This is a genomic window from Bradyrhizobium sp. CCGE-LA001 (assembly GCF_000296215.2).
Lineage (GTDB): Bacteria > Pseudomonadota > Alphaproteobacteria > Rhizobiales > Xanthobacteraceae > Bradyrhizobium.
The window spans coordinates 4,945,992-4,965,771 of the sequence record NZ_CP013949.1; the positions used below are offsets into that span (position 1 = coordinate 4,945,992).

Below are 19,780 nucleotides of genomic sequence, written 5' to 3' on the forward strand. Positions count from 1 at the left end.
ATGCTGCCTCACAACTTCGGTCGCGCCACCTGCTATCCCAAATATTGAATACCGTGTAAAGTTTTGACGCAAGCTGTAATTAGGTCGTGAACATTAAGATTGTCGCACCCTCCTGAATATTGAAATCCAAGTCAACTTTTGGCGGCGGGCTGCCAGCGAGCTACGTCTTTAGGCCGAGCGGCGACGCGGCTTGAGCCCTGCGAGGAATAGCCACGAGAAATGATCGGCAATTTGCATCGCTGACCAGCCGCGCTCAGTTCTGAACCAGATCGGGTACCAATGGCTCATACCCGTCAAAACACGTTCTGCGAAGTGCGTGTCAACCTTTCGGAAGAGTCCCTCTTCGATCCAGCGCTGATGGTTGTTCTGGTCGTGTCCGATTGTTGCGAGCACCTGTGTGACGAAGTGTTTCCGGTCTACCTCGTTGAGGTAGTTGATGTTGTGATAGGTCGCTTTTGGGCCGCACGGGGTGTCGTGCAGCATCAACAGCAAGCGAACCCTCTGCACCATGTGATCGAACGCTCCGAGCCCCTGATCTTGCAAATGTTCCCGAATGCCGATCTCGCCGACCAACCCTCTTTGCAGGCAGGCTAATAAGAGGCTCTCCTTTTCGCTGAAGTGATAGTAGATGCCGGCTCGGGTCATGCCGGCATCCGCCGCGATGCTCTCAAGAGACGTGCCTAGCGCTCCCCGTCGATTGAAACTGTCCGAGGCAATCGAGAGCATCCTGTCCAGCTTTGCCGCGCGTTTGTTCAGTTTTGAGCGAGCCTCGAGAAACGGCTCCAGGCTCGGCGCCTCAGGCATGTCCGGTAAGGCGATCTCACGCCGATAAACACCATGCGTGATGACATCATCGATCGCATCGATCGCTTGCTCGCGCGTGTAGTAGTCGCGCTCGGAGAGCCAGAACGGGACCCAGTCCAGGATGGAGATGAGCGCCACAGCCGTCAGGAGCGGCTCGTCGCAAGCGATCGAGCCGTCGGCCACGCCTCGCCTCAGAATATCCGCCAGCAAAACGGCATTCTGCCATCGCCTGGTGTGCACGTCATCGCTGTAATCTGCAGCCAGCGCATCGATGTCGGAAAACAGGATCATGCGCTGGCCGTCAGACCGCAGCCGGGCACGGATAAAGCGTCTGACGACCTCGAGCCCATCGATACCGGGTTCGGCCGCTGTCTCCATTTCGTGCCTGTAGATTGCAAGGCCGCGGAGATAGCAGTGATAGATCAGATCATCCTTGTCTCGGAAATAATGGTACAGCGCGCCCGGCACCGATCGAACGGACGCTGCGACCTGCTCCATCGTCACATTGGCATAGCTATGGCGGGCAAAGAGCCTGGAAGCCGACACGAGGATTTCTTCAGCGCGGTCGGACGGGAACGCAGCGACTTGCAAGCTCGAAGATCCCCCCTTGATCGTGGATGGCTTATCGACGTGACGTGTCCACCACCCCCATGTCGTATATTGTTAGTTCGGCCAGTATCATCTGACAACCGGCCCCGTAAGCGGCATCGCAACTCGGTGGCACAGTCGGGGGTTGCCGCGATGCGCCAGGACCAGGACGCCGATCGGTAGACCGTGTGTCCCTGCGATCGCGCCCTCGCTAGAACTGGACGCCGCGCGTCAATGCGCCGTCGACGACGAGGTTCGTCCCGGTGATGAAGCTCGCCGCGCCGCTGGCGAGAAACACCACGGCGTTGGCCATTTCCTGAGGTGTGCCCATCCGTCCCGTCGGATTGAGCGCCAGGGCCGTCTTGTAGAGCTCTGGATTGTTGTCCTTGATCATGTTCCAGACCCCACCCTCGAAATAGGTGTTGCCCGGCGAGACCGAATTGGCGCGGATGCCCTTCCCCGCGAGCTGATTGGCGAGCCCTTGGGTGTAATGGATGATCGCCGCCTTGAAAGTGCCGTAAGGGCCAGCCGCGAAATCGACCTCGCGCCCTGAGACGCTGGAGATGGTGACGATCGCGCCGGCCTTGCTCTTTTCCAGATACGGCATGGCCGCGTTGACGAGCCGGACCGTGCCCATCATGTCGGTCGAGAATTCCTTCTGCCAGCTTTCGTCGTCCTGTCCGATCGCGAGCGCGCTGACATTGGCGACGACGACATCGATGCCGCCGAGCTTTGACGCCATATCGCCGACCCAGCTCTTCAGAACCTCCGCGTCCGCGACGTCGACCGCACCGCCATAGGCCGCAACGCCCTTGGTCTTGAGCGCAGCGACCGTGCTTTCGACCTCGGCCAGATTGCGCGAGCACACACCGACGTCGGCGCCCTCGGCGGCAAAGGTCTCGGCGATCGCGCGGCCGATGCCCTTGGTGCTTCCCGTGACGATAACCTTTGCGCCCTTGAGTCCCAGATCCATGGTCGGTTTCCTCTTTCTGGTTCAGTAGTTGTTTGCCACCACTTTGACCAATCCGCGATAGCTGTGCGGCATGCGCATCGACACCAGATCCTTTCGCCGCACGACATTGGTAGGATAGACACTGTCGAGATTGGTGGTGTCGACCAGCGCTGTTGCAAGACCCGCGCCGCCGGCCGCGATCGCCTCCCGTCGCGGGAACGCGAACGTGTCGGGGCCGAATACACCGCTCAGCCCGGGATAGCCACGATCGGGATCGACGACATTGGCGAAGGCGAAGAACAGATTGTTTTCGCCGGCGCGAACACGGAAATGATGCCAGTGGAGCGGATCCGGGCCGGTCGGAATCGGCTTCGGCTGTTCGACCTGTGTGCCGGGATGCGACGAACTGAAGCGTCCCTTGATGGCGGCGGGACAGGCGACGAGGTCGCAGCCGCGTAGCGCCAGCACCCGGCCCGCCTCCGGGAACGAAGCATCGTGACCGATCAACAGCCCGATGCGGCCGATCGGCGTGTCGACGACGGTCCAACCGTCGCCGGGGGTCGCCCAGCTCCGCTCGTCGGTGGTAAGATGCGTCTTGCGATAGACCGAGATGTCGCCATCCGGCGTGACGAGGCAGGCGCTGTTGTAGACGAGATCGCCATCGCGCTCGGCAAGGCCACAGACGAGATAGAGGTCGAGATCCTCGGCGAGTTCGCCAAGACTGTCGGTCGCCGATCCCGGGACTGCTTGCGCAGCTCCTGAGGGATCGGCCAGGCCGGTCAGAGCGAGCTCCGGGAAGACGACGAGCTCCGCGCCTTCGGCGCTGGCCTCGCGCGCGAGCATCGAGATCTTCTGAAGATTTTGGCTGACATCATCGGCGGGTGCAAACTGCGCGACGCTGACCCTCGACGCCTTGCCGGCCAGCCACGGCTCGTGGCCATAAAGACCGAAGAAATCGCGCGGGTTCCAGCTGAACGTGTCGGTGAGCAGCTCCGGATAGAGCTCCGGCCGCCGCTGTGCGAACACCCTTTCGCCGAGCACCCGACGCGCGCGCGCGGCATCGAGATTGATCTCGGACATCAGGACGCCGTCGCCCTTGTCCAGCACGGCCGTGACCTGCCCGTCCGGCGCGATCACGCAGCTCCCGCCGCTGAACTGCACCGTGCGTTCGAGCCCCCATCGGTTGCTCTCGATGACGTAGCAGCCGTTCTCGAAGGCGCGGCTGATCCAGTAAGGTGCCGGCGTGCGCTCCGCCAGCCAGTTCGAGATGTGGCAGATGACGTCGGCGCCGCCCAGCGCCATCAGCCGCGCGGTTTCGACGAAATGAATGTCCATGCAGATCAGCAGCGCGATCCGCCCGATCGGGGTGTCGAACACCTGATTGTGCAGATCGCCTGCCGCGGCCCATTTCGGCTCGGAGATGTAAGGATGCGTCTTGCGGTGGCGGCCGACGATACCATCGGGCCCGATCAGGACGGCGGTGTTGAAGTAGATGTTGTCGTCATCGACCTCAGGCATGCCGACGACGATGTAGCAATCATGCTTGCGCGCCAGCGAGGCGAAACGGTTCGTTGTCGGCCCCGGAATCGTCTCCACGAACGGCGCGACCTCGGCCCGATCGAACCAGCAATAGCCAGTCGTTCCCATCTCCGGCGTGACGATGAGCCTTGCACCGGCCGCCGCCGCCTGCTCGCAGAGCTCGAGCAGGCGCGCGACGTTGCGCTCCTTCTCGAACATGATCGGCTCGAACTGGACGGCGGCGACCTTGTGTACGGTGGACATGATCCGGCCTGCTCAACCGAGATAGGACTTCTTGATGGAGGCGCCCAACGTGTATTTGGGATCGACCATGTTACCGAGCCTGACACGGCCGGCCTGGGTCAGCAGCATGTAGGCGTCGATTTCTTCGAAGCCGTAATCGGCCGCCATCCAGCGGCACAGCTCGCGATAAGCGATGCGCGCGGCGTCTTCCATCGGTCGGGCCGAGCCGATCGTCATGATGAAATCCTTGGTCTCCAGCCGCGGCCAGGCGATGGTCCAGTTCTTGATGAGGTCGACCTGGACCGTGGTCACGGTCGGATGCTCGATGGCGACGCCGCAGAGTTCGCCATCGCCCTGCGCGGCATGGCAATCCCCGAGATAGAGCAGCGCGCCCTTAGTGTTGACCGGCAGGTAGATGACGGCGCCGACGCCGACATCCGGCAGGTCCATGTTGCCGCCGTAATAGTCCGGAACCAGCGAGGAGATCGCCTCGATCTCCGGAGAGGTGCCGATGGTGCCGATGAAGGGCTCATAGGGCAGCGTGATCTTGTCGTTCCATTTGGTGCCGGTCTTGGCGTCGATCTCGAGCTTCTTGACCCGCTCAGGCAGCGCCGGATTGAGCAGCGCGGTATTGCCCGTACTGACGAGGCCACCGAATTCCGGCATGATCACCGTGGTGCCACGCGGCTGCGGCCCGCGCGGCACGATACTCTCGATATAGACGGCGAGCGTATCGCCCTTCTCGGCGCCGTTGACGTGGATCGGCCCGTTCTGCGGATTGAGGAACGGGAAGTTGAGGATCTTCGACGGGCTGTCAGTCTCCTTCTTGATGGCACCCTCGAACGCGTCGTGCGTCTCCGCGGAGACGACGGCGCCGGGATCGACGCTCAGCACCGGCTGCACATAGGGACCGTAGACATAATGGTACTTGCCCTGCTCGCTTTCCGTGATGGTGTACGCCTTGCCACGCTCGCCTTTGGCGACACCCTTGCGGGCCATGATGGAGTCTTTCTGCCAGGACATTTGCTTTTCTCCTTCTGTCGTTGGCTTTCAGTCTTCAAACCGCAAGATGACGGCGCATCTCGGCCGCGTCGTCGAGCGCCGCGCGGTCGAGATTGGCGACGATGCGCCCCTTGTCCATGACGTAGCAGCGCTGCGCCATGGCGCGGATCATGTCGAGATTCTGCTCGACCAGGATGATGGTCACGCCGGTCCTGCGATTGAGCTCGACCATGTTGCGTGCGATGTCCTGGACGATGTTCGGCTGGATGCCCTCTGAAGGCTCGTCGAGCAGGATGAGGTTGGGGTCGGCGATCAACACGCGTCCGATCGCGAGTTGCTGCTGCTGGCCGCCGGACATGGTGCCGGCGCGCTGATGCCAGCGCTCTTCCAGGATTGGAAAGGCCTCGACGATCTTGCGCCGACCCGCCTCGGGAATGCCGCCGCCCTTGATCGCCGCACCGACCGCGACGTTCTCGCCCACGGTCAGCCGCGGAAACACGTCGCGCCCTTGCGGCACATAGCCCATGCCGAGACGCGCCCGCCTGTGCGCGGGAAGTAACTCCACCGCGTCTCCGCGATAGACGATCGAGCCGCTCATCACCGGCACGAGGCCGATCAGGCTCTTCATCAGCGTGGACTTGCCGACGCCGTTGCGGCCGATGACGGCGACGATCTCCCCTTCCCGCACCTCGATCTCGAGGCCCTGCAGCACCGGCTTGCCGCCATAGCCGGCACGCAGGCCCAGCGTTGCGAGGATCACTTCCTTGCGCGGCACATCAAGCATGGGCCTGCCCCAGATAGATCGCCGCCACGCGTTCGTCGGCCACGATCTCGTCGATCGAGCCTTGCGCGAAGACCTGGCCGAGATGCAGCACGGTGACGCGATGCGCAACCTGCCGCACGAAGGCCATGTCGTGCTCGATCGCCAGCACCGTCATGCCCTCGGCATTGAGCCGCTGCACCATTTCGCCGGTCAGGTGGGTTTCCTCCGGCGACATGCCGGCAGTGGGCTCGTCCAGCAGCAGAAGGCGTGGCTTCAGGCTGACTGCCATGCCGATTTCGAGCCATTGCTTCTGGCCGTGGCTGAGATTGCCGGCAGTCTGCGCTTGCTCCGATTCCAGGCCGAGGAAGCTCAGCAGCCGGTCGATCTCTGCCTCAAGCTCCGCTCCGCGATGCCGAATCTGCAAGGCGATCTCCAGATTTTGACGGACCGACAGGCCCTTGAAAACGCCGGGCACCTGGAACTTGACCGAGAGACCGCGGTGGATCCGCGCAAAGGATTTCAGCGCCGTGATGTTCTCTCCGGCGAAGACAATGTCGCCGCTGCCGGGATGATGCTCACCGAGGATCAGGCGGAACAGCGTGCTCTTGCCGGCGCCGTTCGGGCCGATCAGGCAATGAATTTCGCCGGCCTGCAGCGTGAGATCGACGGAGTTGGTGACGTGCAGGCCACCGAAATGCTTGTTCAGCTTGCGCAGCTCGAGCAGCGACATCAGCCTGCCCTCTGCGTCAAGCGGGCCGCGAGGCGGCCGAGCCAATGCATCAGCCCGAGCACGAGACCGTTCGGCGCGATCAGGACCGTGAGCACCAGCAGCACGCCCATGAATACCAGCGCGTATTGGCTGCCGTAGATCGTGAGCGCCTGAAACGCGGCGAGCACCACCAGCGTGCCGATCACCGTCGATGTCAGGTCGCTGCGGCCGCCGACGGCGACCCAGATCAGCGGCAACGCCGCAGCCGTCATGCCCATGCTGGACGGCGTAATGTACTGTCCCCACACCGTGTAGAGCACGCCGGAGAGGCCTGCGAGCGCGGCACCGATGACGAAGGTGATGAGCTGGTACTTGCGCACGTCGTAGCCCAGCATCTCCGCCCTTTCCGGGTTCTCGCGGATCGCGACGATGACGTTGCCGAACGACGAGTTCATCAGGATGCGCAAGGCCAGATAGACCAAGACCAGCAGGCCGAGCACGAAGTAATAGAGCCCGACATCAGCGAACAGAACGATCGGCTCCCCGGGCCAGGGGATGGTCAGAGGCGGCATCGCGCTCATGCCGTTGAAGCCGTTGAGGCGCGCTGCTCCGATGCGCCATTCCGGTCCCGCGGTCTGCGCCATGAAGCGCTCGAGCATCAAGGTGACGGCGAGCGTGACGATACCGAGAAAGACGCCGGCGATGCGGCCGAAGAACATGAAATAGCCGAGCAGCACCGCGAACAGCGCGGCGATCGCCACCGCGATCAGCAGCGCCAGCAGCGTGAAGCCGCAGGCCGAGCCGAAATTGATGGTAAGGATGCCGTAGCCATAGCCCGCGATCCCGAAGAAGGCGGTCTGGCCGAAGGAGAGCGAGCCGCCATAGCCCCAGATCAGGCACAGGCTGAGCGCAATGAAGACCCAGACGAAGAAATAGACGGTGTTGCCGACCGTGTAGCCGTCGCTGAACAGGGGATAAGCGAACGCGACCGCGAGCACGAGTGCGAACAGGCCCCAGAAGGCCGGACCGCGACCGACGGTCTGGGGGCCTTCGAGACGGCGGAACATTGCGCGGAGACCGGTCACGACGCCATCACTCCGTCAGGTGCGCTCACGCAGCACGAAGCCGGAAATGCCTTTCGGCAACACCCGGACGACGATGATGACGGCGACCAGCAGGCCGATCTGGCCGAACAGCTGGCCCTGCCACGAGGTCATCACGGACTTCACCACCGCGAGCACGGCGCCGGCCGGCGCCGTGCCGAGGAAGACGTCGGCGCCGCCGATCACCACGGTGACGAAAGCCTCCATGATGAAGGTCGCGCCCATGGTCGGCACCAGCGTCATGGTCGGCGCGTAGAGCCCGCCGGCAAGACCGGCGAGTCCCGCCCCGCAGGCGAAGGTCAGGCTGTAGATCAGGCGCGTATCGACGCCGAGCGCGGCCGCCATGTGGGGCACCTGGATGGTGGCGCGTGCCAGCACGCCGAAGCGGGTCCAGTTGAACAGCGCGTAGAGCGCGGCGAGCACGCCGAGCGCGGCACAGAACAGCACGATGCGATAGATCGAATAGGAGTAGTCGCCGACCTGGAAGCTGCCGAACGGCGTGCCGACGCCGGCCATGGTCGAGCCGACCATGATCAGCGTGCCCTGGGTCGCGATCAGGCTGAGCCCCCAGGTGGCGACGATGGTATCGAGCGGCCGGTCGTAGAGATGGCGGATCACCGCGAGCTCCACCACGACGCCGACCAGCGCCGACACCAGGGTGCCGGCCAGAATTCCCAACGGCAGCGGCACGCCCGCATGCACGGTCGCGGCGGTGACGTAGGCGCCGCACATGATGAATTCGCCATGGGCCAGATTGATCACGCCCATCATGCCGAAGATCACCGCGAGCCCGCAGGCCGAGAGCACCAGAAACGCGAAGGCGTCCCCGAATTGATAGAGTGCCGAGAAGAGATGGGTCGCGATGTCCATGAACTAACCAATTTGAGGGAAGACGCCGTGAAGATGTCCGTGATCGCCCCGGCGCGCCGGCAACGCTGGTGCCGGAAGCGCCGGAGCGATCAGCCGCCGGTCAGGGTTTCGGCGGCGGATTCGACGGCGTGTACTGGGCCATCGGATCCTTCTTGGTGAGATCGCAGCCGGCCTCACCCAGCCAGTACGGCTTGATGTCTTCCCAGGTCTTCGGGAAGGAGATCGAGTGATCGGCGCCGACCTTGGCGAGATAGATCGTATGCGACATGTGCTGGCTCTTCGGGTCGATGCAGACCTTGCCCTCGGGGGCGTCCATGCAGACGTCACCCAGCGCGATCACCTTGCGGATCTCCTCGCGCTTGGTCGATTTCGCGCGTTCCACCATTTGCTTGTAGAGGTAGACGGCGAGGTAGGAGTTCTCCGCCTCCTGGTTCACATAGGGCTCGCTCGGGAATTTCGCCTTGAACTTGGCGTAGAACTCCTTGCTCTTGGGCGAGTCGATCTCCTCGATGTAATTGGTGGTGACGTACATGTCCTTCAGGCTCGGCGGCTTGAAGCGCTTGTGCTCGTAGCCCTGCCCGACATTCACCGAGGACGCCATCGGCAGGTTGACATTGGCGGACGCCGCCTGCTCGTAATAGGAAGCCTGCGCGGTGCCGACCAGCAGGGTGACCACGAAGTCGGGCTTCGCCTTCTGGATGTTCTGGATGCTCTGGGAGAATTGCGACACGCCGAGCGGGATGAACTCCTCACCGGCCATCTTGCCCCCGTTCTCCTTGACGATCTTGCGCACCCATTCAGCCGAGATCTGGCCGAAATTGTAGTCGGCGGCGAGCGTGTAGACGTTCTTGCCGTACTTCTCCATCATGTAGGGGATCAGGGTCGAGAACTGCTGCTCCGGCACGGCGCCGGTGACGATCATGTGGCCATCGCAGACGCCGCCTTCATACTGGTTGTTGTAGAAGGCGAAGCCGTTGAACTGGTCGACGATAGGGCGATATGCCTCGCGCGAGGCCGAGGAGAAGCCCGCGAACACGACGTCGACCTTGTCGCGCTGGAGCACGCGCCGCATGAATTCCTGATAGCGGGTGTTGTCGGACTGGGTGTCGTAGGTGACGAGCTCCAGTGGCCGGCCCATGATGCCGCCAGCCTTGTTGATCTCTTCCGCAGCGAGCTGGATGGCGTGAACCTTGCCGATGGTGGCCGCGGCGAAGTCGCCGGACTGATCCTCCAGCACGCCGAGCTTGATCGGGTTCTCGGCCGCTCCCGCCTGTGATCCAAGGGATGATCCGAGGACAAGCGTCCCCGTGAGGGCTGCGGCGCGCAGCCCTCGCAATACAGACTTGCTCATGATGCTTCTCCTAGATGGCCTGCTTCTTGCCGCCTTGCAGCGTGATGCCGGTCGTGCGGCCGGACGTATCGGGCGGCTTCGCCCGCTTGCTCAGAAACTCCTCGCAATAGAGTTCCATGTTCTGCCGCGCGCGCATGCTGTCGCGACGGAGCTGGGAATAGGCACCTTCCTCGTCGAGACCATCCTGCTGCATCAGCAGGACGACCGCCCGGATCACCGCACGGCGGCCGCGGCGACGCTCTTCGAGGCCCTGCAGGCGCTCGTACATTTCGGCGCGCAGCAGGAACTGGTTGATGCCCATGAACAGGGACGTGTAAACCGCGCCGCCATGCACCGGCTTGCGCAGGAACGAGGTGGCTCCGAGGTTGACCAGCGCCTTCAGCCGGCTCGGCGCCTCAACGCCGACGAGACCTATCACCGGCACCGGCGGCAGCCGCGAGGCCGGGTTGACCTCGAGCGCGACCGCGCCTTCGAGATCACCGTCGACGAACAGGATGTCGCGATCGGCCTGCAGGCTGGAGACGTCGATCCGGGCGCGGCCGTCGACGATTTCAGGATATTCGGTGGAGACGCCGAGCTTGGCCAGCGTGGTTTCAAGCGTGCTCTCCCATCCGCCCCGCCTCGTGACGACGATCGCGCGGCCGCCCTTGAAGTTCTGTAGCAGTCGGGAGCTCATGATTGCACCACCTTCAACAGCGGAGAGCGCATCGCGCTGGCAAAGCGCGGCGACGACTGGACGAGATAAGGATCGGGCGCGATCGGCTCGCGCGATTCCAGCAGCACCTCGAATTGCCCGTCGGCAGAAGAGCGGCCGATCCGCGGCGTGAGCCAGGCGTGAAGGGTCTGCCGGTCGATACGGACCTCCCCTTGCGGCGCACGCAGCCGCTGGTCCGCAACCGCGGCCCGCACCGTGCGGGCGTCGTCGGTGCCGGCCTGCGACAAGGCCGCCGCGAGCAGCTTGACGGCGATGTAGGAGGCTTCGGCATCGGCGGACGTCACCGGTCCATCAGGAAAGGATCGCGTATAGGCGGCGATGAAGGCGGCATTTTCAGGGGAGTTCAGCGAGGAGAAATAGACGCTCGACGACAAATGCCCATCGACTGCATCGAGGCCGATCTCCGGCAATTCCGGCTCCGACAGCGTGCAGCTCGCCACCGGAATCTCCGCAGCCTGGTCGATGCCCCGCGCGCGGCAGGCGGCGCGGAACGCGCGGAAGAAGGCGTAGGCGCTGGTGCCAATCAGATTGTTGAAGACGAAGTCGGGCCGCTGGTCGAAGATCGCCGCGACGACTTGGTCGACCTCGGTATCTCCGACCGAGAGGTAGCGTTCGGCGAGCACGGCGCCGCCGCGCGCGGCGAGCGCCTCGCGGAAGATGCGGTTGTTCTCCCACGCCCAGATGTAATTGGATCCGACGCAGAAGGCGCGCTTGCCGACGCGCGTGGCGAGATAGTCCACGAGCGGAAGAACGTGCTGGTTTGGCGCGGCGCCGGTATAGACGACGTTGTCGGAGCTCTCGAATCCTTCGTAGTGCGAGGGATACCAGAGCATGCCGTCGAACTTCTCGAAGCAGGGAATGACCTCCTTGCGGCTCGAGGAGGTGTAGCAGCCGACGACGTGACGGATTCCGGAGTTGAGCAAGTCCAGGCTAAGCGAGCGGTAGCCGGCGAGATCGCCGCTGGGATTGACCACGACCGGCGCCAGCTCGATCGTGTCGGAGTCGGCGTTCATCTCATTGAACGCCAGCAGCGCTCCGTTGAGCATCGAACGCGCGACGACGCTGTACGAGCCCGTCGTCGAGAACATCACACCGATACGATATCGCGTCCGTGCCATCACTCGATCCAAAAACAAAAAAGCGCCCGCCGGCCGTTAAGCCGAGGGCGCCCTCGCCGCCAACCGAACACGCGCAGCGCGTGGTGTTGGAAATGGTTTGAACTCGTCGCGTTGACGGGCTGAGCTGCCCAACGCTTGGACGATACGGTCGTTGAGATCGAAAGCGAAGTCAAGCGCGTTATTGCAGCGCAGACTGCTCCAATTCATGTCGCCATGCAGCAAATCTGTGCAGCGTGTTGCGCTGATCAGACCAGACTTCGCTCGCATCGCTCTCTCGCCGTCCGGGCTTCGACGTTGCGATTGATGATGCCGTCGCGAATGAGTTAGCCTCCTCCGATTGAAGCAGGTCGCGCTGCGTCACAATGAGGCTGGGTTCGTCGAGCGACTCTAACACCGCCGCAGCAAGCCTAACACTTCGATGCCACAGGCAAGACGCTTAGCCTGCAGCTGATGGCAGAGCTCGACACGATCAAACAGCCGCGCCCGACCGACGGTCTGATGTTGCGCGTGTTGCAGCAGCCTGCCTGAATGCGAACTCAGGTCTAGCGCATCACGACAAAGATTACTGAGCTGCAGGTTTGAAGCCTGCGTTGCCGTTCGGTCGCCATGGCGGGACGACTGAGGGCAAGCGCATTCAGGCCGACGGAGATGCGCTCAATGAAGGATGCATGGTCAGTGGTCATCGCCTGCGGCGATGGCGCACGATTGCGAGCCCATGACGAGGCCAAGCAGGATGCGCAAATGAAGCGCATCAACGCCTGGCAAAGCCAGCGACAGCAAAGTGGGGCTTGTGAAAACAGGAATGCGCGGGCTTGTCGGAGCGACAAGCGATCACAGGCTAAGCCGTTGAAAACATTGGAGCGGGTGAAGGGAATCGAACCCTCGTATTCAGCTTGGAAGGCTGCTGCTCTACCATTGAGCTACACCCGCATCAGGGGCTCCCTAACACGGCCGGACGGCGGTCTCAACTGCCGCGACGGCGAGTTTTCGGCGCCTCGCTGGCCCGAGGAAAGGCTTCGGTTCCGGCCGGCCCGCCTCCCCTTAACAGCAGGGGCATTGCAACCTATATTGAAATCTCCCGAAACCAACGAAAGGAGGTGATCCAGTGTCTTATCTCAAGCGCTGTCACCTCGCTGGGATCGCCCGCTAAGCTCTAGACAAGGGCTTGGCATCGGGGCGCTCTCAGCCCTGGACCAGCGAGCAAGAAATCGGGCGCGACGGGGGTCTCCCCGCCGCGCCTTTTCGTTTTGAGGATGAGCCGCTCGCCCACTCAGTTCGTGCGCAGCCGCTCGCGCAGGCGACGGCGGCGATCAGCATGCCGGCGCACCCGGCCATGACGGCACGGCGAGGTTCCGCGCCGAGGACCACCGTGAAGATGCTGGCGAGCAGGCACGGTGCGATCACCTTGGCGGTCCGGCTTGCCAGCGAGAGCAGGAACGGCATCGCCGCGGCGATATTTGCAGGACGTCCATTGTTGAGCCGCGTCCTGCGGATGGCTTCAGAAGCCGAAGATGCCGAACACGCGCGGGCGCTTGCCACGCCGGCTCTCCACGATCCGCTCGCCGCCGTGTTCGGCCGAGCTGCCGTAATAGCGGTGATGGCCGGTCTGGTCGTGCAGATCGGCCGGCTCCGATAGCCCCGCCCGCCGCGCGTCGCAGATAATCTTGCAAACGGTCTTGATGGTGTGACCCGACATTGCCGCCTCCAGCGCGAACCTTGTTGTTGTGGTCATCAGTCGCCGCCAGTTCCGGCCGCGTTCGAAAGGCAAGGCCGCAATCGGGTTTCAAGACTGTTTCGTCGCTTGCCGGGCGGCGCAATATTTTGGTTCGGGATTGTCGGCACGAGCGGCCGTGCTACGTCCTTGGGATCTGTCCAGAAAAAGAAGAGGTGACGATGCTCTACGCCATCCTGGCCTATCACGTGGAAGACGAGGTCTTGTCCTGGACGCCGGAGCAAGATGCCGCGGTCGTCGCCAAAGTCATCGAGGTTCAGGCGCCCCTCCGGGCGAGCGGACAGTTCGGACCTGCCGCCCGCCTGGATGAGACCAGAAAGGCCCGTACCCTGCGTGGCCCCGGCGCCGGCATGGTGCTGGACGGTCCGTTTGCCGAGACCAAGGAGCAGCTTCTGGGCTTCCACCTGATGGAATGCGCCACCGAGGAGGAGGCGATCGCGGCGGCGCGGAAGCTGCGTGCGGTCAATCCGACGGCGGTCTACGAAATCCGCCCGGTCAAGCTTTACGTGCCGGCCGATGGGTTCGGCGCGACGTAGAAGCGTTGGATCAGGAGCCCACCGAAGGCGATGAACCACACGAAGGGCGCGATCTGCGGGGCAAATGCCGCAACGATCGTGCCCGGGATGAACACCAACAGCGGAAACATCGACGCCATGATCTCGCGGCCCCAGCCGCGCAGGATCGTCCACCACAGCCAGGCATTGAGGCCGGCGATCGCGGTCAGGTGCAGGCCATAGAGCACCGAAACCGCGCTGCTCATGGCGAAATTGGTGTAGAGGCCGTTGGTCACCGGCAGCAGCACGATCGAGAGCAGGAAGAACAGGTTGAGGACCACCATGCCGCGGCTGCCGACGGGCTGGCGCGCCAGCCGGCGGTGATGGCTGATCCAGAACACCCCGGCGATGATGAAGCTGAGCGCAAAACCGGCAAGCTTTCCGGAATAGACTCGGGCGAGATCGTGCCAGTCGGGCGCGGCGCTGAAGACCGCGGCCTTGGGCAGGTCGTAGGCCAGAAGCGTCATGGCGACACCAAAAATGGTGTTGCTGAGCGACTCCAGCCGCCGCATCTCGAACAGGTCGGGCTTGAGCTCGGTCATATCGGGGCGCGCACTCTTCGAGCTGGAACTTTCGGGCCGTCCTTCCCCCTAAATCCTAACCTCGGTTTCGTCCAGCTGCATTGCGATTCGCGACGGGATCGCCGACTCTCAGCCTTTCACCGGGGCGATTCGTGGCGACATATCTAGACACGCTCAATGCGGAGCAGCGCCGCGCCGTCGAGCATGGCGTGGCCGGAGGAGCAACCGTGGGCGCCCCTTTGCTCGTCATTGCCGGCGCCGGCTCCGGCAAGACCAACACCCTCGCCCACCGCGTCGCCCATCTGATCGTGGCAGGCGCCGATCCGCGCCGCATCCTGCTGATGACGTTTTCCCGCCGCGCTGCGGCCGAGATGGCCGGCCGGGTCGAGCGCATCGCGCGAAAGGTGCTCGGTGAGAACAACGCCGCGATCATGCGCGATGCGCTGACCTGGGCCGGCACCTTCCACGGCATCGGCGCGCGGCTCCTGCGGGAATATGCCGAGCGGATCGGCGTCGATTCCGCCTTCACCATTCATGACCGCGAGGATTCCGCCGACTTGATGAATCTGGTCCGGCACGAGCGCGGCCTGTCGAAGACCGAGAGCCGTTTTCCGGCCAAGGGCACGTGCCTGTCGATCTACTCGCGCTGTGTCAACGCCGAGATGGAGATCGAGAAGGTGTTAGGGGTGCACTATCCCTGGTGTGCAGGGTGGGCCGCCGAGCTGAAGGGCCTGTTCGCGGCCTATGTCGAGGCCAAGCAGGCTCAGCACGTGCTCGACTACGACGATTTGCTGCTCTACTGGTCGCAGATGATGAGCGACGCGCTGATCGCCGAAGAGATCGGCGGCCGCTTCGATCACGTGCTGGTCGACGAATACCAGGACACCAACCGCCTGCAATCCTCGATCCTGCTCGCGCTCAAGCCCGATGGCCGCGGCCTCACCGTGGTCGGCGACGACGCCCAGTCGATCTATTCGTTCCGCGCTGCCACCGTGCGCAACATCCTGGATTTTCCGCAGAGTTTCTCGCCGCGCGCCGAGATGATCACGCTCGACCGCAATTACCGCTCGACGCAAGCCGTACTTGCCGCCGCCAACGGCGTCATCGGCCTCGCCCGCGAGCGCTTCACGAAAAATCTCTGGACCGATCGCACCTCTGGGCGGAAGCCGCAGCTCGTCACTGTGCACGGCGAGGCCGACCAGGCCCGCTACATCGTCGAGGAGGTGCTGGCGAACCGCGAGCAAGGTGCGCTCTTGAAGCACCAGGCGGTGCTGTTCCGGACGTCCTCGCATTCCGGTCCGCTGGAGATCGAGCTGACCCGGCGCAACATCCCCTTCGTGAAGTTCGGCGGGCTGAAATTCCTCGACGCCGCGCACGTCAAGGACGTGCTGGCGCTGCTGCGTTTCGCCGAAAACCCGCGCGACCGTGTCGCCGGATTCCGCATCCTGCATCTCTTGCCCGGCATCGGCCCCGCGACCGCGCAGCGCGTGCTCGATCAGATGGCCGAGAGCACCGATCCGCTTGCCGCGCTCGGCCAGCTTCCGGTGCCGGCGCGTAGCGGCGCGGATTGGACCGACTTCGTCCGCACGACCCAAAATCTGCGCTACTCGGAATGGCCGGCCGATCTCGAGCGCGTGCGTCTGTGGTACGAGCCGCATCTCGATCGCATCCACGAGGATTCCGAGACGCGCCGCGCCGATCTGATGCAGCTCGAGCAGATCGCCAGCGGCTATGCCTCGCGCGAGAAATTCCTGACCGAGCTCACGCTCGATCCGCCGGATGCGACCAGCGACAAATCCGGTCCGCCCTTGCGCGACGAGGACTACCTGATCTTGTCCACCATCCACTCGGCCAAGGGCCAGGAGTGGAAGTCGGTGTTCGTGCTCAACGTCGTCGACGGCTGCATGCCCTCAGATCTCGGCGCCGGCACCAGCGCCGAGCTCGAGGAGGAGCGCCGCCTGCTCTATGTCGCGATGACACGCGCCAAGGACGATCTCCACCTCGTCGTCCCGCAGCGCTTCTTCGTCCACGGCCAGGCCGCCAAGGGCGACCGCCACGTCTACGCCTCGCGCACCCGCTTCATTCCGGAGCAGCTGGTCTACCTGTTCGAGCGCGCCGCCTGGCCGAAGGCCGCGGCGGCCGGGGCACGTGCTGCGGCGCAGGGCCCGAAGATCGACATTGGCGCGAGGATGCGCGGGATGTGGCGGTAGACACAAGAGGCCGTCGTCGCGACCTGTCAGGATGACCGGAACAGCAGAGGTCCGACATGAAAGCCGTCGTCGTCGAGCAATATGCTCCCATCGATCAGATCGAATTGAAGGACGTTCCGTCTCCGCGCCCGGAGCCCGGGCAGTTGCGCATCAGGGTCGAGGCTGCCGGCATCGGCTTCGTCGACGGTTTGAAGATCGAGGGCCGCTACCAGACCAAGGACCCCCTGCCCTTCATTCCCGGGACGGAGTTCGCGGGGGTGGTGACGGACGCGCCCGGCGCACCGGGCGGCTACCAGCCCGGCATGCGCGTGATGGGGATGACGCGGTCGGGCGCGCTTGCTGAAGAGATTGTCGTCAAGCCTGAGGCACTGCATCCGCTGCCGGACGGCGTCGCGCCCGAGGTCGCAGCGTCGTTTCGCGCCAACTATCTGACCGCGCTCTACGCGCTGAGCGGGCGCGCCTCGCTGGTCGCAGGCGAGCAGCTTCTGGTGCTGGGCGCCGCCGGCGGCACCGGCATCGCAGCCGTCCAGATCGGCAAGCTGCTCGGCGCCCGCGTGATCGCGGCGGCATCGACGCCGGAGAAGCGCGAGTTCGCGCAGGCGCATGGCGCCGACGCAGTCATCGACTATACGCAGGCCGGCTGGCGCGACATGCTCAAGGAGCTGACGGGCGGGCATGGCCCCGACGTGATCTTCGACCCCGTCGGCGGCGAGATCTCGGTGCAGGCGTTTCGATCGATCGCCTGGCGCGGACGCCACCTCGTGGTCGGCTTTGCTGGAGGCTCCATTCCCGCACTGCCGTTCAATCTGCCGCTGCTGAAGGGCGGCGCCTTGCTCGGCGTCGACCTCGCGCAGATTGGCGTGCGCGAGCCCGAGTTGCAGAAGCGCCTGATGTCGGAGCTGACGGGCTGGCTCGCCGATGGCCAGCTGAAGCCCGTGGTCGGCCAAATCTTCGCGTTGGAAGATTTTCGCGAAGCGTTCAAGGCGATGCGGACGCGCGCTGCGCTCGGCAAGATGGTGGTGCGGATCGCGCGGTAGCATTCACAAACGGAAACCGAGCATTTCCGAAAGCCGCCTTGTTGGGTGGCCGCAATCCCTTAAGTCTGTCCGATCATCCCACAGAGACCTGATCGATGACCGCACCGCTCGAATTCGGACTGGATACCTTTGGCGACGTCACCAAGGACGCTTCCGGCGCCCTGCTTCCCCATGCGCAGGTGATCCGCAACGTCGTCGACGAAGCCGTGCTCGCCGACGAGCTCGGCCTCGACTTCATCGGGCTCGGCGAGCATCACCGCGGCGATTTCGCGATCTCCTCGCCCGAGACCGTGCTCGCAGCCATCGCGGCGCGTACCAAGCGCATCCAGCTCGGCTCGGCCGTGACGGTGCTGAGCTCGGACGATCCGATCCGCGTCTTCCAGCGCTTTGCGACGCTCGATGCGCTCTCGAACGGGCGCGCCGAGGTCATCCTCGGCCGCGGCTCGTTCACCGAGTCCTTTCCACTGTTCGGCTTCGACCTGCGCAAATACGAGGAGCTGTTCGAGGAGAAGCTCGACCTGTTCGCGGCCCTGCTGCCGCAGCAGCCGGTGAGCTGGGAAGGCAAGCTGCGTCCGCCCCTGCGCGATCAGCTGGTCTATCCGCCGGTGGAGAACGGCAGGCTGAAGACCTGGATCGGCGTCGGCGGCAGCCCGCAATCAGTTGTCCGCGCCGCGCATTACGACCTGCCGCTGATGCTCGCCATCATCGGCGGCGATCCCGCGCGCTTCGCACCCTTTGTCGAGCTCTATTACCGCGCGTTCAAGGAATTCGGCCGCACCGCGCAGCCGATCGGCGTGCATTCGCCCGGCTATGTCGCCGAGACCGACGAACAGGCGCGCGAAGAGCTGTGGCCCGACTACAAGGCCATGCGCGACCGCATCGGCAAGGAGCGCGGCTGGCCGCCGATGGGCCGCGACGAGTTCGTGAGCGAGGCCGAGCGCGGCTCGCTCTATGTCGGCTCGCCGGAGACCGTTGCGCGCAAGATCGTCAAGACGGCAAAGGCGCTTGGCATCTCGCGCTTCCAGCTGAAGTACTCGGCTGGCCCCTTGCCGCACGAGAAGCTGATGCGCAGCATCGAGCTTTATGGGCGCAAGGTGGTGCCGATGGTGCGGGAGATGCTGGGGTAAAGCCAGCCTTCGGTCTACGACGCCGCGCCGGGCTTCATCAGCCCGAGCCGGCTCGCGCCGACATAGAGCGACAGCACGGCGGCGTTGGACACGTTGAGGCTCTTGATCTCGCCGGGCATGTCGAGCCGCGCCACGACGCTGCAGGTCTCGCGGGTCAATTGCCGGAGGCCCTTGCCTTCGGCGCCGAGCACCAGCGCCAGCGGCTCACGCAACGCGACGTTGCTGAGGTCCTCGCTGCCCTCGCTGTCGAGCCCCACGGTCTGGAAGCCGCGCTCGTTCAGCGCGGTGAGCGCGCGGGCGAGGTTTTGGACGGTGATCATGGGCACAAGCTCGAGCGCCCCGGAGGCGGCTTTCGCGAGCACGCCAGTGGCTTCCGGGCTGTGGCGCGCGGTGGTGACGATCGCCTTCACCGCGAACGCCGCGGCCGAGCGCAGGATCGCACCGACATTGTGCGGATCGGTGATCTGGTCGAGCACCAGCACCATGCCTTCCTGCTTCAAGGTCTCGATGTCGGGCGACGGCAGGGCATCGGCCTCCGCCAGCAGGCCCTGGTGCACGGCGTCGGGCGACAGCAGACGGTCGATCTCCTGGGGCCGGACGATCTCGGGCGCGATGCGGGTTGCGATGTTTTCTTCCGCAAGCCGCCTCGCCGCGTTCTCAGTCAGCGTCAGCTTGCGGATCCGCCGCTGCGGGTTGGCAAGCGCCATCGTGACGGTGTGCCAGCCATAGAGAATGACGGGCCCATCGGGTTGCGAATCGCGCTCGCGCCAGGCCGCGCGGCCCGCCGATTTCCCGGGCCTGTTGAAGGGCTTAGCCCCGCCGCGAGGCCCCTTGGGGCCGAATTTTCGATCCTTCATGCGCTC

Annotated in this window: 19 protein-coding genes and 1 tRNA gene; 4 read left to right on the top strand and 16 right to left on the bottom strand. The window is 64.2% G+C overall.

Annotated elements, in window-relative coordinates; all coding sequences use genetic code 11:
- Positions 1–168 precede the first annotated feature (168 nt).
- The 14 genes from BCCGELA001_RS23090 to BCCGELA001_RS23155 all read right to left on the bottom strand — a co-directional run bounded on the left by BCCGELA001_RS23090 (position 169) and on the right by BCCGELA001_RS23155 (position 13,468).
- On the bottom strand, positions 169–1,395 hold the full coding sequence (locus BCCGELA001_RS23090; protein WP_158511633.1) for a TetR family transcriptional regulator: 1,227 nt from the start codon (positions 1,393–1,395) through the stop codon (positions 169–171).
- Positions 1,396–1,603: 208 nt separating this feature from the next.
- Positions 1,604–2,365 carry an SDR family NAD(P)-dependent oxidoreductase gene (locus tag BCCGELA001_RS23095; protein ID WP_008549588.1) on the bottom strand — a complete coding sequence of 254 codons (762 nt, stop codon included), beginning with the start codon at positions 2,363–2,365 and terminating at the stop codon, positions 1,604–1,606.
- A 21-nt stretch (positions 2,366–2,386) separates the two neighbouring features.
- Positions 2,387–4,126, bottom strand: a complete 1,740-nt coding sequence (locus BCCGELA001_RS23100; RefSeq protein ID WP_008549590.1) for a nitrilase-related carbon-nitrogen hydrolase — start codon at positions 4,124–4,126, stop codon at positions 2,387–2,389.
- A 12-nt stretch (positions 4,127–4,138) separates the two neighbouring features.
- Entirely contained in the window at positions 4,139–5,128 is a 990-nt protein-coding gene (locus BCCGELA001_RS23105) for an acetamidase/formamidase family protein (RefSeq protein WP_008549592.1), read from the bottom strand.
- Positions 5,129–5,162: 34 nt separating this feature from the next.
- Entirely contained in the window at positions 5,163–5,891 is a 729-nt protein-coding gene (locus BCCGELA001_RS23110; protein WP_060736396.1) for an ABC transporter ATP-binding protein, read from the bottom strand.
- A complete protein-coding gene (locus tag BCCGELA001_RS23115; RefSeq protein WP_008549596.1) occupies positions 5,884–6,600 on the bottom strand; it encodes an ABC transporter ATP-binding protein in 717 nt (238 codons plus the stop codon). Before BCCGELA001_RS23115 ends, BCCGELA001_RS23110 begins: the two co-directional genes overlap by 8 nt.
- Positions 6,600–7,646, bottom strand: a complete 1,047-nt coding sequence (locus BCCGELA001_RS23120; RefSeq protein ID WP_008549598.1) for an ABC transporter permease subunit — start codon at positions 7,644–7,646, stop codon at positions 6,600–6,602. Before BCCGELA001_RS23120 ends, BCCGELA001_RS23115 begins: the two co-directional genes overlap by 1 nt.
- A 33-nt stretch (positions 7,647–7,679) precedes the next feature.
- Positions 7,680–8,552: an ABC transporter permease subunit gene (locus BCCGELA001_RS23125; protein WP_008549601.1), complete on the bottom strand. Its 873-nt coding sequence runs from the start codon at positions 8,550–8,552 to the stop codon at positions 7,680–7,682.
- A 100-nt stretch (positions 8,553–8,652) separates the two neighbouring features.
- The gene (locus tag BCCGELA001_RS23130) at positions 8,653–9,903 is read right to left on the bottom strand and encodes an urea ABC transporter substrate-binding protein (RefSeq protein ID WP_060736398.1); all 1,251 of its coding nucleotides are present in this window, start codon (positions 9,901–9,903) and stop codon (positions 8,653–8,655) included.
- A gap of 10 nt (positions 9,904–9,913) precedes the next feature.
- Positions 9,914–10,579, bottom strand: a complete 666-nt coding sequence (locus tag BCCGELA001_RS23135) for an ANTAR domain-containing response regulator (protein ID WP_008549605.1) — start codon at positions 10,577–10,579, stop codon at positions 9,914–9,916.
- On the bottom strand, positions 10,576–11,736 hold the full coding sequence (locus BCCGELA001_RS23140; RefSeq protein ID WP_008549607.1) for a transporter substrate-binding domain-containing protein: 1,161 nt from the start codon (positions 11,734–11,736) through the stop codon (positions 10,576–10,578). Before BCCGELA001_RS23140 ends, BCCGELA001_RS23135 begins: the two co-directional genes overlap by 4 nt.
- Positions 11,737–12,592: 856 nt before the next feature.
- Positions 12,593–12,666, bottom strand: a tRNA-Gly gene (locus tag BCCGELA001_RS23145).
- A gap of 252 nt (positions 12,667–12,918) precedes the next feature.
- Complete coding sequence (locus BCCGELA001_RS39460) at positions 12,919–13,275, bottom strand: hypothetical protein (protein ID WP_442855140.1); 357 nt, start codon at positions 13,273–13,275, stop codon at positions 12,919–12,921.
- Complete coding sequence (locus BCCGELA001_RS23155) at positions 13,235–13,468, bottom strand: hypothetical protein (RefSeq protein ID WP_236840735.1); 234 nt, start codon at positions 13,466–13,468, stop codon at positions 13,235–13,237. The genes BCCGELA001_RS39460 and BCCGELA001_RS23155 overlap by 41 nt, the downstream gene beginning before the upstream one ends.
- Before the next feature lie 161 nt (positions 13,469–13,629).
- On the opposite strand from BCCGELA001_RS23155, the gene BCCGELA001_RS23160 reads away from it, so the two are divergent.
- On the top strand, positions 13,630–14,004 hold the full coding sequence (locus BCCGELA001_RS23160) for a YciI family protein (RefSeq protein ID WP_060736399.1): 375 nt from the start codon (positions 13,630–13,632) through the stop codon (positions 14,002–14,004).
- Here the strand turns inward: BCCGELA001_RS23160 and BCCGELA001_RS23165 are convergent.
- Positions 13,971–14,564 (bottom strand): TMEM175 family protein, encoded by a 594-nt coding sequence (locus BCCGELA001_RS23165; protein ID WP_008549627.1) that lies wholly within the window; start codon positions 14,562–14,564, stop codon positions 13,971–13,973. The genes BCCGELA001_RS23160 and BCCGELA001_RS23165 overlap by 34 nt on opposite strands.
- 131 nt (positions 14,565–14,695) lie before the next feature.
- On the opposite strand from BCCGELA001_RS23165, the gene BCCGELA001_RS23170 reads away from it, so the two are divergent.
- The 3 genes from BCCGELA001_RS23170 (at position 14,696) to BCCGELA001_RS23180 (ending at position 18,917) form a co-directional block, all read left to right on the top strand.
- On the top strand, positions 14,696–16,753 hold the full coding sequence (locus BCCGELA001_RS23170; protein ID WP_008549629.1) for an ATP-dependent helicase: 2,058 nt from the start codon (positions 14,696–14,698) through the stop codon (positions 16,751–16,753).
- 56 nt (positions 16,754–16,809) lie between these two features.
- Positions 16,810–17,790 carry an NADPH:quinone oxidoreductase family protein gene (locus BCCGELA001_RS23175; RefSeq protein WP_008549631.1) on the top strand — a complete coding sequence of 327 codons (981 nt, stop codon included), beginning with the start codon at positions 16,810–16,812 and terminating at the stop codon, positions 17,788–17,790.
- 95 nt (positions 17,791–17,885) lie between these two features.
- Positions 17,886–18,917, top strand: coding sequence for an LLM class flavin-dependent oxidoreductase (locus BCCGELA001_RS23180; protein WP_060736400.1), 1,032 nt, complete (start codon positions 17,886–17,888; stop codon positions 18,915–18,917).
- A gap of 14 nt (positions 18,918–18,931) precedes the next feature.
- On the opposite strand, the gene rlmB is transcribed toward BCCGELA001_RS23180, so the two are convergent.
- Positions 18,932–19,774, bottom strand: a complete 843-nt coding sequence (rlmB, locus tag BCCGELA001_RS23185) for a 23S rRNA (guanosine(2251)-2'-O)-methyltransferase RlmB (protein WP_060736401.1) — start codon at positions 19,772–19,774, stop codon at positions 18,932–18,934.
- Positions 19,775–19,780 lie beyond the last annotated feature (6 nt).

Bases quoted from the DNA above. Each gene is read 5' to 3' on its own strand.
- BCCGELA001_RS23155 (WP_236840735.1), bottom strand. From the start codon at position 13,468: ATGACCACAACAACAAGGTTCGCGCTGGAGGCGGCAATGTCGGGTCAC.
- BCCGELA001_RS23105 (WP_008549592.1), bottom strand. From the start codon at position 5,128: ATGTCCTGGCAGAAAGACTCCATCATGGCCCGCAAGGGTGTCGCCAAA.
- BCCGELA001_RS23115 (WP_008549596.1), bottom strand. From the start codon at position 6,600: ATGTCGCTGCTCGAGCTGCGCAAGCTGAACAAGCATTTCGGTGGCCTG.
- BCCGELA001_RS23120 (WP_008549598.1), bottom strand. From the start codon at position 7,646: ATGTTCCGCCGTCTCGAAGGCCCCCAGACCGTCGGTCGCGGTCCGGCC.
- BCCGELA001_RS23140 (WP_008549607.1), bottom strand. From the start codon at position 11,736: ATGGCACGGACGCGATATCGTATCGGTGTGATGTTCTCGACGACGGGC.
- BCCGELA001_RS23175 (WP_008549631.1), top strand. From the start codon at position 16,810: ATGAAAGCCGTCGTCGTCGAGCAATATGCTCCCATCGATCAGATCGAA.
- BCCGELA001_RS23180 (WP_060736400.1), top strand. From the start codon at position 17,886: ATGACCGCACCGCTCGAATTCGGACTGGATACCTTTGGCGACGTCACC.
- BCCGELA001_RS23135 (WP_008549605.1), bottom strand. From the start codon at position 10,579: ATGAGCTCCCGACTGCTACAGAACTTCAAGGGCGGCCGCGCGATCGTC.
- rlmB (WP_060736401.1), bottom strand. From the start codon at position 19,774: ATGAAGGATCGAAAATTCGGCCCCAAGGGGCCTCGCGGCGGGGCTAAG.
- BCCGELA001_RS23110 (WP_060736396.1), bottom strand. From the start codon at position 5,891: ATGCTTGATGTGCCGCGCAAGGAAGTGATCCTCGCAACGCTGGGCCTG.
- BCCGELA001_RS23160 (WP_060736399.1), top strand. From the start codon at position 13,630: ATGCTCTACGCCATCCTGGCCTATCACGTGGAAGACGAGGTCTTGTCC.
- BCCGELA001_RS23095 (WP_008549588.1), bottom strand. From the start codon at position 2,365: ATGGATCTGGGACTCAAGGGCGCAAAGGTTATCGTCACGGGAAGCACC.
- BCCGELA001_RS23165 (WP_008549627.1), bottom strand. From the start codon at position 14,564: ATGACCGAGCTCAAGCCCGACCTGTTCGAGATGCGGCGGCTGGAGTCG.
- BCCGELA001_RS23130 (WP_060736398.1), bottom strand. From the start codon at position 9,903: ATGAGCAAGTCTGTATTGCGAGGGCTGCGCGCCGCAGCCCTCACGGGG.
- BCCGELA001_RS23100 (WP_008549590.1), bottom strand. From the start codon at position 4,126: ATGTCCACCGTACACAAGGTCGCCGCCGTCCAGTTCGAGCCGATCATG.
- BCCGELA001_RS23125 (WP_008549601.1), bottom strand. From the start codon at position 8,552: ATGGACATCGCGACCCATCTCTTCTCGGCACTCTATCAATTCGGGGAC.